At 44.6% G+C, this 14,338-nt stretch carries 14 protein-coding genes and 1 pseudogene; 10 read left to right on the top strand and 5 right to left on the bottom strand.

Annotation, left to right across the window (positions count from 1 at the left end; genetic code table 11):
• The first annotated feature begins 103 nt into the window (after window positions 1–103).
• From ACQQ6X_RS08395 to ACQQ6X_RS08380, 4 genes are all read left to right on the top strand, one after another.
• Window positions 104–637, top strand: a complete 534-nt coding sequence (locus tag ACQQ6X_RS08395) for a hypothetical protein (RefSeq protein WP_305165014.1) — start codon at window positions 104–106, stop codon at window positions 635–637.
• A gap of 174 nt (window positions 638–811) precedes the next feature.
• Window positions 812–1,522, top strand: coding sequence for a response regulator transcription factor (locus ACQQ6X_RS08390; protein WP_305165012.1), 711 nt, complete (start codon window positions 812–814; stop codon window positions 1,520–1,522).
• A gap of 3 nt (window positions 1,523–1,525) precedes the next feature.
• Window positions 1,526–2,905, top strand: a complete 1,380-nt coding sequence (locus tag ACQQ6X_RS08385) for a sensor histidine kinase (protein WP_305165010.1) — start codon at window positions 1,526–1,528, stop codon at window positions 2,903–2,905.
• Window positions 2,906–3,130: 225 nt separating this feature from the next.
• Window positions 3,131–4,198 (top strand): ABC transporter ATP-binding protein, encoded by a 1,068-nt coding sequence (locus ACQQ6X_RS08380; RefSeq protein ID WP_063211243.1) that lies wholly within the window; start codon window positions 3,131–3,133, stop codon window positions 4,196–4,198.
• A 144-nt stretch (window positions 4,199–4,342) separates the two neighbouring features.
• Here ACQQ6X_RS08380 and ACQQ6X_RS08375 read toward each other — a convergent pair whose 3' ends face one another.
• On the bottom strand, window positions 4,343–5,626 hold the full coding sequence (locus tag ACQQ6X_RS08375; protein ID WP_305165006.1) for a pectate lyase family protein: 1,284 nt from the start codon (window positions 5,624–5,626) through the stop codon (window positions 4,343–4,345).
• A gap of 400 nt (window positions 5,627–6,026) precedes the next feature.
• Between ACQQ6X_RS08375 and ACQQ6X_RS08370 the strand changes: the two genes are divergently transcribed.
• Entirely contained in the window at window positions 6,027–6,764 is a 738-nt protein-coding gene (locus ACQQ6X_RS08370; protein ID WP_305165004.1) for a cyclase family protein, read from the top strand.
• 161 nt (window positions 6,765–6,925) lie between these two features.
• Here the strand turns inward: ACQQ6X_RS08370 and ACQQ6X_RS08365 are convergent, their stop codons facing one another.
• Complete coding sequence (locus tag ACQQ6X_RS08365; protein WP_149033917.1) at window positions 6,926–7,339, bottom strand: DUF4183 domain-containing protein; 414 nt, start codon at window positions 7,337–7,339, stop codon at window positions 6,926–6,928.
• Window positions 7,340–7,823: 484 nt separating this feature from the next.
• Between ACQQ6X_RS08365 and ACQQ6X_RS08360 the strand changes: the two genes are divergently transcribed.
• From ACQQ6X_RS08360 to ACQQ6X_RS08345, 4 genes and pseudogenes are all read left to right on the top strand, one after another.
• Window positions 7,824–8,414 carry a DUF4183 domain-containing protein gene (locus ACQQ6X_RS08360; RefSeq protein ID WP_305165002.1) on the top strand — a complete coding sequence of 197 codons (591 nt, stop codon included), beginning with the start codon at window positions 7,824–7,826 and terminating at the stop codon, window positions 8,412–8,414.
• A 357-nt stretch (window positions 8,415–8,771) separates the two neighbouring features.
• The gene (locus ACQQ6X_RS08355) at window positions 8,772–9,356 is read left to right on the top strand and encodes a TetR/AcrR family transcriptional regulator (protein WP_063211232.1); all 585 of its coding nucleotides are present in this window, start codon (window positions 8,772–8,774) and stop codon (window positions 9,354–9,356) included.
• A gap of 71 nt (window positions 9,357–9,427) precedes the next feature.
• Window positions 9,428–10,009: an NAD(P)H-dependent oxidoreductase gene (locus ACQQ6X_RS08350; protein WP_305164999.1), complete on the top strand. Its 582-nt coding sequence runs from the start codon at window positions 9,428–9,430 to the stop codon at window positions 10,007–10,009.
• A 31-nt stretch (window positions 10,010–10,040) separates the two neighbouring features.
• Window positions 10,041–10,421, top strand: a pseudogene (locus ACQQ6X_RS08345) (endonuclease V); the annotation flags it as partial.
• A gap of 83 nt (window positions 10,422–10,504) precedes the next feature.
• Here ACQQ6X_RS08345 and ACQQ6X_RS08340 read toward each other — a convergent pair.
• Complete coding sequence (locus ACQQ6X_RS08340) at window positions 10,505–10,834, bottom strand: hypothetical protein (RefSeq protein ID WP_305164997.1); 330 nt, start codon at window positions 10,832–10,834, stop codon at window positions 10,505–10,507.
• Window positions 10,835–11,084: 250 nt separating this feature from the next.
• Window positions 11,085–12,278 (bottom strand): glycoside hydrolase family 5 protein, encoded by a 1,194-nt coding sequence (locus tag ACQQ6X_RS08335; RefSeq protein ID WP_305164996.1) that lies wholly within the window; start codon window positions 12,276–12,278, stop codon window positions 11,085–11,087.
• 255 nt (window positions 12,279–12,533) lie between these two features.
• Between ACQQ6X_RS08335 and ACQQ6X_RS08330 the strand changes: the two genes are divergently transcribed.
• Entirely contained in the window at window positions 12,534–12,977 is a 444-nt protein-coding gene (locus tag ACQQ6X_RS08330) for a HEAT repeat domain-containing protein (protein ID WP_305164992.1), read from the top strand.
• Between the two features lie 926 nt (window positions 12,978–13,903).
• Here the strand turns inward: ACQQ6X_RS08330 and ACQQ6X_RS08325 are convergent.
• Complete coding sequence (locus ACQQ6X_RS08325) at window positions 13,904–14,272, bottom strand: hypothetical protein (RefSeq protein ID WP_326399968.1); 369 nt, start codon at window positions 14,270–14,272, stop codon at window positions 13,904–13,906.
• Window positions 14,273–14,338 lie beyond the last annotated feature (66 nt).

The following is a 14,338-nucleotide window of genomic DNA, read 5'->3' as shown; positions in this document are numbered from 1 at the left end:
AGAGCTGTACGCTTTTTTCATATACTTTTCACATATTTCTTCCACAATTATCCCGAATTCTCCTGATAAGCTAAAGATACTTTAAAGGAGAGGTGATTCAATCATGAAAAAATGGACTAAAAATGCAGCAGCCGTATTAACCGTAGTAAGCGTACTGGGAGGAGCAAGCAGTGCATTCGCTGCTACAGCAACTACAACTCCAACAACCACAACCCCAGCCACCACTGCACCTGCCGTCAAAGCTCCTGTGGTTACGACTCCTGCTAGCAAAACACCGGCAAAAGCACCTGTAACGAAAGCACCTGAGGTGAAAGCACCTGTTAAAAAAGCTGCAACAGCTCATAAAGCAACAACTAAAGCAAAAAAGGCTCCTGCCAAAAAAGCCGTTGCGAAAAAAGTGGCAAGCCACAAAGTAAAAGCAGTAAAAGCAAAACACCGCACAGTTAAACATCATGCAAAAAAACATAAAGCTGTTCAACGCAAGGTAGCAGCACATAAAACCCGTGCACACCATGTCGTAGCTAAAAAAGTGACCCATAAAGCTCCAGTAAAAAAAGCAGTTCAAGCAAAAACAGCTCCAAAAACGGTGAAAACAACTCCAAAAGCAGCTGCTAAAGTAGTAACAAACAAAAAATAAGGTAGAAGGTAGAAGTTAGTTAGCTTTCAGTTCACCTGGCATATAGAGCAGCGATTCATGATAAGAAAAGACGGGACCGGGAACGGTGTACCCGTCTTTTGTCTATTCTGCGGGGCTTCTGTTAAGCTTAGGAAAGGATGCTAGCATTCAGAACAACAGCAAGGGGTTAAGGCTATGACAAAAATAGTAGTAGTGGATGACGATGTGTTCATTTTGCAACTAATATCTGAATATTTGAAAAAAGAGTCCTATGAGGTAACTTCCTTTTCCAGTGGGAAAACACTGGTAGAGCATATCCGAACCAACCGTCCGGATTGTCTTGTGCTTGATATTATGATGCCAGGCATTGACGGGCTTTCTTTATTGACTCAGCTTCGTGAGTTTACAGAAATGCCAATCATCATGATCTCCGCGCGCGGAGAGGAAAATGACCGCATCCATGGACTGGAATTGGGATGCAGTGATTTTTTGACCAAGCCCTTTAATCCAAGGGAGCTGGTGGGAAGGGTCAAGGCGATGCTAAGGCTTAGCAAGGCGGGCACATCTGCATCTGATGACAAGCAAGCAACAGAGAACGCAAACCTTTGCCATGCGGGCAATCTATGCATTTTTGCTGACTTTCGTAAAGTTACAGTAGACGGACAAGCGGTGAATTTGACCTCACGTGAATTCGATCTGCTGCTGTTTCTTGCGAATCATCTGGAACGACCTTTTGGCCGAGAGCATTTGATTCAGCAGGTGTGGAGCTATGATTTTATAGGAGATGTGAGGGTCGTAGATGATCTGGTCAAACGGATTCGCAAAAAGTTGGCAGAATACCACTCCACACTCGTCATTAACACGGTATGGGGCTTTGGATATAAAGCAACGGTTCAGGAGAAGTAAGCCATGCGTACGATGAGAGCTAAAATTCTGCTGTCCCTCTCCATTGCAATGCTGATTACCGTCTGTATAACGGTGGTCTTGTTCATTAGGCTCATTGATGACATTCTGGTAAATCAGGCCAAATCTAAGCTCCATGATCAGGCACGGAAAGCCGTTCATATTATGAGTGACGGAGGATTTGATCGGCTGGATAATGCTGAATTTCACTATGTTATCAAGGGTGTGCTTTTATCTGCCGATTATTTTATTTTAAGCACGGACAACCGCATCATCGACTCCAGCGTCGCTGGAATGGAAGGCAAAAAGCTTGAGCGTTTGCTGTTGACCCGCCAGGGCTTTTTTGCATCGGTTCATCCGTCTGCCCACGAGTTGGTTACTACACATGAGGGTGTTGCTGTCCTTCAAGGTAAAAAGATACTGTTTACGAATGAAGAATTGCCTGGGCAACCTTTTCGTATTTTTGTATATTCACCCTTATCTTCCTTAAGAGCTCTTTATGTACCGTTAATGAGAACTACGCTGCTGTCGATTATCGCGAGCTTTATGGTGATTCTCGTTATTGGTCTGATGGTTGTTTCACGTCTGGTACGTCCGCTCAAACGATTGAAGGAGGCGGTGGGCAACTATGAGCCAAATCAGCCACAGGATAGTGATTTTCCACAGGCGGACAAAAGCGAAATTGGCGAATTGATTGGCACCTTTCATTCCATGTCCGCCCGCATTCAGCAGCACCACCACAGCCAAATTGAATTTCTACAAAATGTATCACACGAGCTAAGGACACCGTTAATGTCCATTCAAGGCTATGTATATGCCATTCAGGATCAAGTGGTATCTCAGGATGAGGGACTGAGCATTATTAGAGTGCAATCCCAGCGATTAATTGATATGGTGGAAAAGTTGCTTCAGCTATCGAGGCTGGAGGCGCTGAATGAGGAATGGCCTGTCTCTCTGGTTGATCTGAGAAGCATGGCGGAGGACGCTGTTCATCTGTTGATGCCGATGGCCAGTGAACGCTCTATCTCGCTGCGAGTGGAGGGAGAGGGTCTGCATGTGGCCGTGCCAGCCGAGCAATTATTCCGCATGATATTGAATTTGCTGCAAAATGCAGTTCGACATACCTCTACGGAGGTTGTCATTCATTTGGAGACAGGGACAACACCGGAGGTTGTGTGGGTTATGCATGTAGATGATGATGGGAAAGGCCTAACCGAATCTGAAGCAGCCGAGGTGTTTGGAAGATTCTATACGGGATCCAATGGTGTCACGGGTCTAGGATTGGCTATCTGCCGTCAAATAGCCTCGCGACTGAATGGAGAATTACTTTGTACACGGTCGCCATTAGGTGGGGCGCGCTTCAGCTACATTCAACGCATGTCATGACACATGTTATAAATGAGACAAAAATGGTTAAAAATGATCAATTTATCGCTAAAATATACCACTAATATGACGTATTATGTTAGGTTTTTGGTGATATTTTAGATATTGCTTGACTGGCAGGTACTAAAATGAGTAAAATTATTCGTATATACCTTGACTCATGAACGTCGTTTTTTTAGATAGTGGTCAATAATAATGATGAATAATAAATGAAAGAGTGATGAGATGAACCGCCTTTTGGAAGTGAAGGACTTAACGATATCTTTCAAGACCCGTCAGGGACTAGTGCAGGCCATTCGTGGCGTAAACTTTCATGTCAATAAAGGAGAGACGCTGGCGATTGTCGGCGAATCCGGCTCAGGCAAAAGTGTAACCTCGCAAGCTGTCATGAAGCTGATCCCAACTCCTCCGGGCGTTTATCAAAAGGGTCAAATTTTGTTTGACGGGGAAGAGCTGATTCATAAAACGGAAAAGCAAATGCAAAAAATTCGTGGTAAGGAAATTGGGTTGATTTCTCAGGACCCTATGACTTCGCTTAACCCGACGATGAAAGTCGGCAAGCAGATCACGGAAGTGCTTTTCAAGCATGAAAAGATATCCAAAGATGCTGCTCGCAAGCGGGGCATTGAGTTGCTGAACCTGGTAGGTATTCCACACCCTGAACAGCGTTTCAACCAATATCCGCATGAGTTCAGTGGTGGTATGCGCCAACGTGTCGTTATTGCGATGGCATTGGCAGCTAATCCTAAACTTCTGATTGCCGATGAGCCGACGACTGCGTTGGATGTAACCATTCAAGCTCAAATTCTGGAACTGATGAAGGACCTTCAGAAAAAGATCGATACCTCTATCATCTTTATTACTCATGACCTTGGTGTTGTGGCAAAGATGGCAGATCGTGTAGCTGTTATGTATGCAGGACAAATCGTGGAAACAGGTACGGTTAATGAAATTTTCTATAACCCGAAACATCCATATACATGGGGACTCCTCGCTTCCATGCCTAGTTTGGACAGCCATGGTCAGAAGCTGGCTGCGATCCCGGGAACACCACCGGATCTGCTTCACCCACCTGTAGGGGATGCCTTTGCAGCCCGCAGTTCTTATGCTATGAAAATTGACTTTGAGAAAGAGCCTCCACTCTATCAATTGTCCGATACACACTTTGTGAAATCATGGCTGCTTCATCCAGATGCACCTGCGGTTGAGCCACCAGAAGCGGTGAAGGCTAAACTTCGCAAGCTGGATAACGCATTTGAAAAGCCGGTTTTAGTTGAACAATACGGCAGTTAAAGCACAATATAATTTGTAAATAATCAAATAATAAATAAAAAAGGCTGTTTTCTCCGTGTGGATTAATATTACGGAGGAACAGCCTTTTTGCTGTAACACCGCAGGCTACATGGGCCTGTGGTGCTTTGTATTATATGGCAACACTTACAACTTGCCGGAACCGGCTTGGGAAGTGACTTCTGCCTTCACGCTGGCGGATGGGGAGATTTTATCATTCAAGGATGGCTTCCAGCCAACAGAGGAGCTAAGACCCGCACTGGAGCCTGCGTTAACGGCCTGTCCATTCAGAAGTGTGCCCGTATCTGCCAAGGCAGTTCCACCAAAAACAGACACAATTTTGGCTGCGGATAGTCCCGCAACGTCAATGACATTGTTTTCAGCAAAGATTTTGGAGGATTTGCCCGCACCCCAAATATACAGCGTAGGGTATTCAGAGCGATTCACATCCCCTGAATAGTAATTGTTATATAAGTGGACTTGTCCATAACGTACGCGCGGTGTACGTTGTACTGTGTTCTCATAATAATTGTGATGCAGGGTTACACGTAAAGCTCCTTCATCTGCTGTTTTGCTGTCGCTGTTGCCGATAATGGATGTTTTGTCATGATCGTAAAAGTGGTTGTATGAAATAGTAACCAGATCGCCTTGGTTAATCACATCGAGCAGTCCATCATGATGCTGGTATTCTTGACCGTAGAAGGTGCCATTTCCGCTATCGGGGTGAGACCCGTCGTTGAACGTGTTGTGATCCACCCATACATGTGTAGCTCCATTAATTGTAATGCTGTCATACTCTGAATTCCAGTTGCCTGTGCTGCCATCCGTTGGGTCCCACTGCGGGAAATAATCGTAGGCGTCCTGAAATTCAATATTACGGATGATGACGTTGTCTGTACCCTTTTTCAATTGGAAGTTCGCACCGTTAATGACGGCGTTATTGCCCAGACCAACAATCGTCGTATTGGAGGGGATATCAATAACGACACGACTGGCTTGATTTTTCTGTGAAGCCTTACGTGCATCTTCTAATGTACCGGAAGGAACCTTTTTTCCCCACGTAGATGGATCGTACGCCTTGAGATACGCGTTAAAATCATATTTAGGGTCCTTGTAATCATTTAGTCCTAACGGTTTATTGTTATCATCAACGTTGGCATTGATTGTGCCTTTAACATAAATAATTTTAGCCGTAGTGTTGCTGCTTTTACCTAAGGCATCGACAAGTTGTTTACGGTTCGTTACGGTGAAAATATTGGAGGAAGTAGCAGCAGCTCCACCTGTTGTACCCGTAGAAAAGGCGGCCCAGCCGTTTTTGCTGCCGAGTGTCTCCTTGCCGATATCGCTGGCTGCATGTGCAGGTGCACCTATAGGAGCCAGAGTAGCGAACAGTAACACGGCTGCGATGCCGAGTGAACATCTTTTTTTCATAAAATACCTCCGTATATTGGATTAATAGAGTAGACGAACGATGGGAGTCCCGGGTGCTCCTGTAGTTTCTACATGTTCTATCATACTTTGTGTTCCAGTATTTGTTAATATAATAAAAGTTACATACTAAAATTTTTGTCGAATTTTTTATATAATTCAATAGGGCCCTTGTTTTTCCAATCAAAACGTATATACAAGAATGAAAACGTTAACAATCACATGAAATAAGAATTGTATATATGATTATATGGAATTTTTCGGTGAATAAAGATAGAATCATTTTTCTCGTAGTGTTAACGATTTCAAGTCAAAATGCGAAAAAAAATGACAGGGGAATTATGGATTTTTGTAGAATCCTCAGGTACAATGCTTGTAATTAAGCTGAGGAGGAATGGGCATCATGGCAGAGCATTTAGCAGGCATCTTGAAGTTGTTGAAGCAAAAAGAGTGGGTGGATTTGTCCCACGCCTTTTATCCCGAAATCCCCCATTTTCCGGTTTTTGATAATGTTCAGGTGGATACCCTGTTTACCCATGACGATGGCTTTTTTGTAAAACAATATTGCTTTCCAGGGCAGTATGGAACTCATATCGACGCTCCCGTTCATTTTGTGAAGGGTAAACGTTATTTACATGAGCTTTCGTTGAAGGAGCTAGTTTTGCCGCTCGTTGTCATCGACCGTTCAGTAGCCGTGGCAGCCAATTCCGACTATGAGCTTACGGTTGCAGATATTCTGGATTTTGAAAAAGAGCACGGACGCATTGCCGATCAGTCCTTTGTCGCCTTTCGCAGTGATTGGAGCAAGCGTTGGCCTGACCCTGATGCCTTCTCGAACAAAGACACCGCCGGAGACGCACATTGCCCGGGTTGGTCGCTGGATGCACTGCGCTTTTTGGTAGAGGAACGAAATGTTGCTGCTATCGGACATGAAACACTGGATACTGACTCCTCTGTAGCTTATCGAAAAGCGGGCAAGCTGGTAGGAGAATACTACATATTAGAGCAGGATCGGTATCAAGTTGAGGTGCTGAAGAATTTGGACAAGCTGCCCCCGACGGGTGCAGTCATTTATAATATTGTTCCGAGCATTCAGGATTCTCCCGGATTTCCGGTGCGCTCTTTTGCCATTTTGCCTTAATCATGCAGTAGCCATTCAATTTTAAAATAGACTAGATTATTGAGAATTTAAAAGACCGATGCAGATATTAACATCTGAATCGGTCTTTTTTAGCTTATTCGGGGTAATGTACAGCGTGAATAACCATTCAGTCCAGCTTGGTTCAAATTTATTGAAACGTCTTATGTGAGAATCGTTACGGTAGGCGCAGAGATGGTAGGCTGAGTTGTGATGGTGGAGGTTGTGCCGCTAAAATCAGATATTTCTATGACAGCGGGGACACCTGGTGTAATATCTACGGAGGCAATGACCAGACTTGCCGTGGTTAAGGTGAATAAGGAGCTCTGCTGAATAACTCCATTAATATAATAATTAGCAGAATCAGTAGCCGTTAATGTTGGCAAAGCAACGACTGGAGTATCGGCGTCATCTACGAAGCTAGCAGCAGGAATAGTTGTTGTTGTTGCTCCGATCATCGCAGCTGTAATTGTTGCAAAAAAACGAGTCACGGCTGGGGTTACAGTCGTGCTTATGGCACCACCAGTTGCTACGGGAGCAGTAGCTACCGCTGTGTACACAGGTTTTATGATTGGCATAGTTTTCATCTCCTTTCTATACTGGTATGAGCCACTAAGTGGCTCTTAATCAATAAATGATTTTTCAACCAATTCGGAAACGGCATATGAACCTTCCTATTAATAATAGGGTAAATGAAGAAGGCCCTAATTTGCTGCGCCAAAAATGTAAGCGAATACTTAGGATCTGTATGCTACAAATGCCTAAGACTCTAAGGGGAGATGTGCATATAATACATAAGCATGAGAGGAGGGGGATACGGCTGGTATGAGGAGACGTGATGCATCACTAAGGAGGCAGGGAAAGAGAACGATACATTGCAAGATTAACAAATGTAAAAAGTGTAAACCCAGGTATCCATCCAAAGGTAAAACAAAAACAGGGTTGCATGCCCGAAAGCATCCAAAACTAATTATTATACACCCTCGCTTCAAAAATACTCCTGCCAAGCGGAGGAGGGGATCGGGGCAGACAGAAAAGAAAGGTCTACCGGGCCCAGCAGGAATGCCAGGCGAAGCCGGGGTGACAGGAGCGCCAGGCGTACCGGGAACTGCGGGAGCACCAGGAATACAAGGAGTACCCGGAGTACCCGGTTCAACTGGAGCCCCAGGTCATGCAGGCGCACCCGGTTCTTCCGGGGCACAGGGTATACCAGGCCCTCCCGGAGCACAGGGAATACCTGGTCCTCCCGGGGCACAGGGCATACCCGGTCCTTCCGGAGCACAGGGTGTAACCGGTCCAACGGGAGCCCAAGGTATAACTGGTCCAACCGGTCCGGCACCTGACATCTCCAATATTGAAATTGTCCCTACGGCTGAGCGGTATTTTTATTTTACTCCTGACCCGATTGAATCTTCAGTTACGATTATGGCGGATCAATTTTCTGTAGATGGTGTGCAGAGGCCTTCTCAGCGGTTTCATGTCGGAAGCAATAGTTATGCCAATCTGTACATTAACGGCATGTTACAAGAAAGAACATTATTCAGCTTGACACCTTCATCGCTCACGATCCACCTCGGCGAAGGGGAGACTATTTCTTCCGGTACACCTATTATTGTAGAAATTGTTCAATTTAGTGTGCGCTACAGTGCATGACATCGCTCGTGATGAGTACTTCATGGATTTTTTTATAGTGCATAGGTTGCCCGTTCGCGGTAAGGCAAACCAGAGGCGGATACAGCAGCCTCTTGAGACCATGAGTCCTTGCGTCCTCAATTAGTTTAATTCTTTTTATTAACGGTTCAAAACGCCCGCTTTTATTCGGTTACATATATATTTTATAGGAATAAAACGAGGCGATACGCGTATCATTTAACGTATTCATGACCATTCATTTATAAAAACATGATATTTTAGGTTCATTCCAATGGATTTTAAATTAAAGCATACAGACAGGATGAATATGCATAAATAAGATTTGCATTTTAGTTAGTAATCACTTACTATTATCCTATGAATAAGAAAACTCATGTAGACAGCAAAAAGAAGGATATTCTGCAGGCAGCGATGTGTTTATTTGCAACCAAAGGAATTGACGGGATTTCGGTCAAAGAAATTGCAGAGGCTGCCGGTGTGACGGATGCCGCCATTTATAAGCATTTTAAGAGTAAAGACGCTATGGCTTTGGAAGTATTCGGACAGTATTGCAATAGCTACACCACCTTAATTGACTTTTATCGCAAGCAGAGTGGGAGCTTTCTCAGTCGTTTCCACCAACTGGTGGATGAAGTGCTGAATATGCATGATGAGGACCAATATGGATTGCTTTTACTGTCACAGCATCATGAGTTGTATGTCGAAGCAAGCCAGAGTCAGAACGTACGTCAGCCGCTGGAGGCGTTGACTGAATTTATCGAACAGGGGATTCAACAAGGTGAACTGCCGAAGCAGGATGCTCAGCTATCCGGCGTGCTCGTGATTGGAGCCATTACACGCTTGTCCGTGTCCAGCCTGGAAGGTGAACTGCCACAGCGGCTAGTTCCATTGGCAGCAGAGATCAAACAACGTTTAACGGCTTTATTAAGTAAAGGTCAGTAGTGGCCTTTTCTTTTGAATATAAAGTTAGTGTTTTCTAACCAAAATTATTATTGGAGTAGGGAGTGGCTTATATGTCTAAAAGAATACTGGTGATTCAGGGGAATCCGATCGCTGACAGTTACGGAGAAGCGCTGGCTCAATCCTATGTAAAAGGAGCGGAAGACGCAGGGGCTGAGGTTCGTTTGTTGCAGCTGTCCGCGTTGGAGTTTAATCCCAATCTATCAGGTGGATATCAGAATAAGCTGGCGCTGGAGCCTGATTTGATTCAAGCACAGGAATGGATTAAATGGGCAGAACATCTCGTATTTGTCTTTCCGATCTGGTGGGGCAGCTTGCCTGCATTAATGAAGGGATTTATTGACCGTACCTTTATGCCGGGTTTTGCGTTTAAATATCAAAAAGGAAAGCCCCTGCCTGATAAGCTCTTAAAGGGAAGAACGGCCCGCCTGATCAGCACGATGGATGGTCCGCACTGGTACTACCGACTCGTTCAGGGTCAGCCTGGGCACCGGATGATGAAGGATTCCACGTTACATTTATGCGGAGTCAAGCCGGTGCGTGCTACGACTATTGACCTCATGAATAAGAGGACAGACCAGCAGCGTAACGAATGGCTGAGCAAGATCGAGCAGCTAGGTCGTAGCATGAGCTAGGCTTTTGCCTGCATTCGGAAATCTACATTCCCAACTGGTCGTCTGCGATGGACAAGGAATTGCCCACCCCAGACGATTCGGATTAGCCAGTCATCTAGGTGTTATGTTTGATATTCCTGCAATCGGATGTGGCAAAATGAGGCTATGGGGTGAATTCAAAGAGCCCTCTCAAGAACGAGGAGCATGTTCGTTATTAGTGGATCATGAGGAGATTATCGGCGGAGCGTTAAGAACCCAGGACAACATTAAACCTCTGTTTGTATCTGTGGGCCATCGTATTCCACTAGAAACGGCCTGCAACTGGATACTAAAGCTGTGTCCACAATATCGCTTACCTGAGACCACTCGACAAGCTGACCAGCTTGTGAGAAAAGCTTTATCACAAATAAACCAGGGGAGTATTCAATCATAATCGTCTGTAAAAAGAAAAACACCGCAATGGGAGTGATTGGCTCGCATTGTGGTGTTTGGAATGCTCATGTTCTGCAATCAACGTTATATAAAGATGGATGCAACGATTAAAACAAATCCGATCACTAGACCAGCAGGGCCCCAATAATGCATAGGGATATAAAACAAACTGTGCTGGGTTCCCATACGATAGTGTTGCCCTGTTTCCATATCAACTAGCACTTTGTTCGAGTCGGCGTTGAGTGCTTTTCCCAAATGCCAGATAATAACTCCTGACACAATGAACACAAAAGCCATCGGCAGTCTTGAATCTATAGAGTCAAGCCCTAGAGCGGATACTAAACTCCCGACAATAAAAAATAAAATCGCTGGAATAATGACGTTTAAAATACCGAAACCTTTCCAAATAATCACGTGCAAACTTCCTTTCTGATTAGTTTACGTTCATGGTGCGTCCTGCGTCGAAATGATTTTCAAATCCAACATATGTATTTATCGGTTAAAAGAGAGAATTAGTTTACAAAATGACCCATTCAATGTGGAATTTAAAATGTGTAAAACTGGAAGAACAAAAAACCGTTTCTCCACCTCTTCATAGTCTCAGCATAATCTGACCTGAAGGAGGAAAATCGGCTTTTTGAATAAACAAAGTGAAGTCCTGTGCCTATTCGGCGGCTGCTTTTGCTTGCTCTGCTATGAAATGAACAGGCTTCATAATCCGGCTCAGCATATCCTGTTTCGGACGATTCCAGGTAGTCCAGTCATCCAGCAGTAGACCGCCTGTGTCGCCGCTATTCGGATTGAGGGACCAATACGTGAAGTACAGGTTGTTGGCACCGATATAGTCAACAAGCGCATTTTGCCATTTCCCCTCAGGGGAGGACAAATCAACATTACGGCCGCCGAATTCACCGACCAGCACCGGGGCAATGTTTTGCTTGCTGATGTAGCCCCAGGTTTGATCCCAGATCGCTGGTAGGTTGGACGGGAAGGTCGAGTCGTTGAACCATGGCTGTGAAGACACACCAGGGCCGTAGTCATGTGGAGAATAGACGACACGGTTCGGTACATCCAAAACGACAGGATAATTAGCCACACCTGTCAAATTGCCACCCCACCAGTATTGGCTGTTGTTGCCTTTGACATTGTGATCCACACCTTCTACGAGAATCAGCCAATTCGGATTCACGGACAGAATGGCATTCCCTGCACGCTGCGCCGCAAGACGCCAGTCTGTGGAGACATCCCCTGTCCCCCAGCTTGCCTGACCGTGTGGCTCGTTGTGTAAATCTGCACCAATAACGGTAGGATTGTTTTTATACCGTTCAGCCAACATCTTCCAGTCGCTAATCCAGCGGGATTCAGGGTACTGGGAGGTATACCATAGCTCGGATTGCCCACCTGAGCCTGGACGGTGACGGTCAAGGATAATCTGGATACCGCGTTGTCCAGCTTTTTCGATCAGCTTGTCCATAATTTGAATCGGAGTCAACCCGACCAGATCAGGATTTTTGTAGTAATCAATACTGTCCGCACGGGAGCTGGAATCGAATAACTGATTGCTGTAAGGCAGACGGATGAGATTATAGCCTTCCTTCTTCACCTGATCCAGCATGTCGTCCATTGAGCGGCTCCACAGTCCATGCAAGGTGTAATTAGGGGTTTCCAGACCGAACCAGTTCAGACCGTTAAATGCAGCTTCTTTTCCGGACTCATCTACAATCTTGTTTCCTTGAGTGTGGTAATATCCTTTCACACTGGCTGCATCTGCTGAAGGGGGACTGTAGCTATACAGCGTAAAGCCCATAACGAGGGAGGCAATGACGAAAAATGTTTTGTTCAACCCTTTTTTCTTCATGATTCTACTCCTCCTTGATTCAAATTGAATTGTAACCGATTACATTTTCATTTTATGTTCAAATCTTCCATCAGACAAGTTCATAAAATTCGTATATTTTTAAGATTTTGTTTGAATTTATTGATTTTAACAACGAGATTCGACACATTTCATGATGATCTTTTTTAGAAGAAGACCTGCAAGTATGTTATATTTAACAAACGGCAATCGTGATGAACAGAAATATAGTGATTTTTAGAAAAGGATGAGATTATTTTGGAAAACAATGAAACTCAACAGGAATTTGCAGAAGTATATGAGCAGCTTAAAGTAGCTGCAAACCGCACCTCCGATTGGAAAACGCGTCTAGCTGCGGTGAATGAACTAGGGGCATGGAAAAACCAGCAGACGATTGACTTGCTGACACACCGTTTGAACAATGATACAGTATATGCTGTGCAGGAAGCCGCTTACCGCACACTTCAGGAATGGGGCGAGAATGTACAGCCGCCTGTGCGCAAAGAGGGTGAGCTTGTTAAGGGGTTGACGAAGATCCTGGTGCGGATTAAAAAAAGTCTGCCAGCCGACCATACCTATAACGATTTTCGCGAGAAGCTGCGTAAGATGAGAGTCGATATTTATGATATCTATGAAGGCAACAAGGGTACTGAATTCGATCAGTGGCTAGAACAAAAATGGGCTTCGTTATCGACAAGATAATGCCTGAATCCTGCCATTGATGTACTCCTGAGGACTGCTATTGGTAAAGCAAACAAAGTCTTAACAAGGATAAGAATATATCTTTGTTAAGGCTTTTTTAATATTCGGAAGAAAAAATGAAGAACGGGCTATACATAAAATTAGAGGAACATCGAGAGTAGCTCTATCAAGTGTCAGACTGACTTAGAAATTGAAACAGCGACAGCTAAGAACGAGAAAATAAAGTCCTAGACTGCCGCTGTTTCATTGAACTAACGTTCCTACGATAGCTTAATGATCTGTGTGTTTATAGCTTGCCCTGTCTAATCCAGGACCAAATTCGGTAAGATCCAAATAAGGCCATAAAAAGTACAAAATGATACCGGTAATCCAAATACCGAATCGGTTTATCTCCTTTAAACCTTCTGTATTAGTTAGTACAAACACAGTAATAGTCTACAGGACAAGTTATCTGACGCTATTTTGTGAAATAATGTCCTTGCTCCAGCTCTGCGAGAAGTCCATCTTGGACAGGCTTCCACCGAGCAACTCCTTCGTCCCATCACTTGATCTTGGGGTACCGCCAGCCAACTAACGTAAAACCCACGCTAATACAGTTTTTACCAAAATAAAAGTCGGTTTTCCTGCGCTAAGGATTACCGACTTTTTGTTTTTAGGGGTCCCGCCAACAAAACGCGAAAAACGTACGGTAAGCGAATATTTCTTGAAACAAGCCGTAAATTCCGTATTGTTCTCAAATAATGACTCATGTTGTGTACTATTGGCTGGAGAACGGTATGTTGAACGGTAAAAAGAGAGGCCCAGGATTTCCATGGGACATCTACCTCGATGAGCAGAAAGAAGCGGAATTACAGAACCGAGTGCTAGAATCGGGGCACTTAGTAAAAGCCAGAAAACGTGGCTAAGCTGTACTTTACTATAAAATCCTAAACCAAACTGGGAGGCGTGCAGTATGAATTCACCGTGGGAATGCCGAGCGGTCTTGATTTGCCGGTGTCTTTTTCAATGAGTTTTCGTCTGACCTTCTTCGGGCGGTAGTTCTGCAGTTGATTTTGGATTTCCGAAACTAATTCCTCGTCGGATTGCTTTTGAATGTCAGCGATAGTTTTCCCATCTGTTCCCGGTGTCTTTGACCCTTTATTGGATTTCATTGAACGGTATGCAAGCAGGATGTTTTCTCTGGAAGTGATAACGTCGTATAAGTCCCGAAAAACTTCCTGTTTCGCCGATCGCTCGTGCAAATCCGTAAAGCGTTCCGTCATTCCGTAGTAGTCCCAATATCTTAAAGCTTGCACTGTGGCGCCCCTCCTACCTGAGGCGATGTTCCCACGTTCTTACCCGATCGGTGCAATGCACGTTTG

Origin of the sequence: Paenibacillus ottowii (assembly GCF_050516475.1) — a bacterium.
In the GTDB taxonomy this organism is placed as follows: Bacteria; Bacillota; Bacilli; order Paenibacillales; family Paenibacillaceae; genus Paenibacillus; species Paenibacillus ottowii.
Note: the sequence above shows the minus strand (reverse complement) of the source record. Positions and strands in the feature narration are given on the sequence as shown.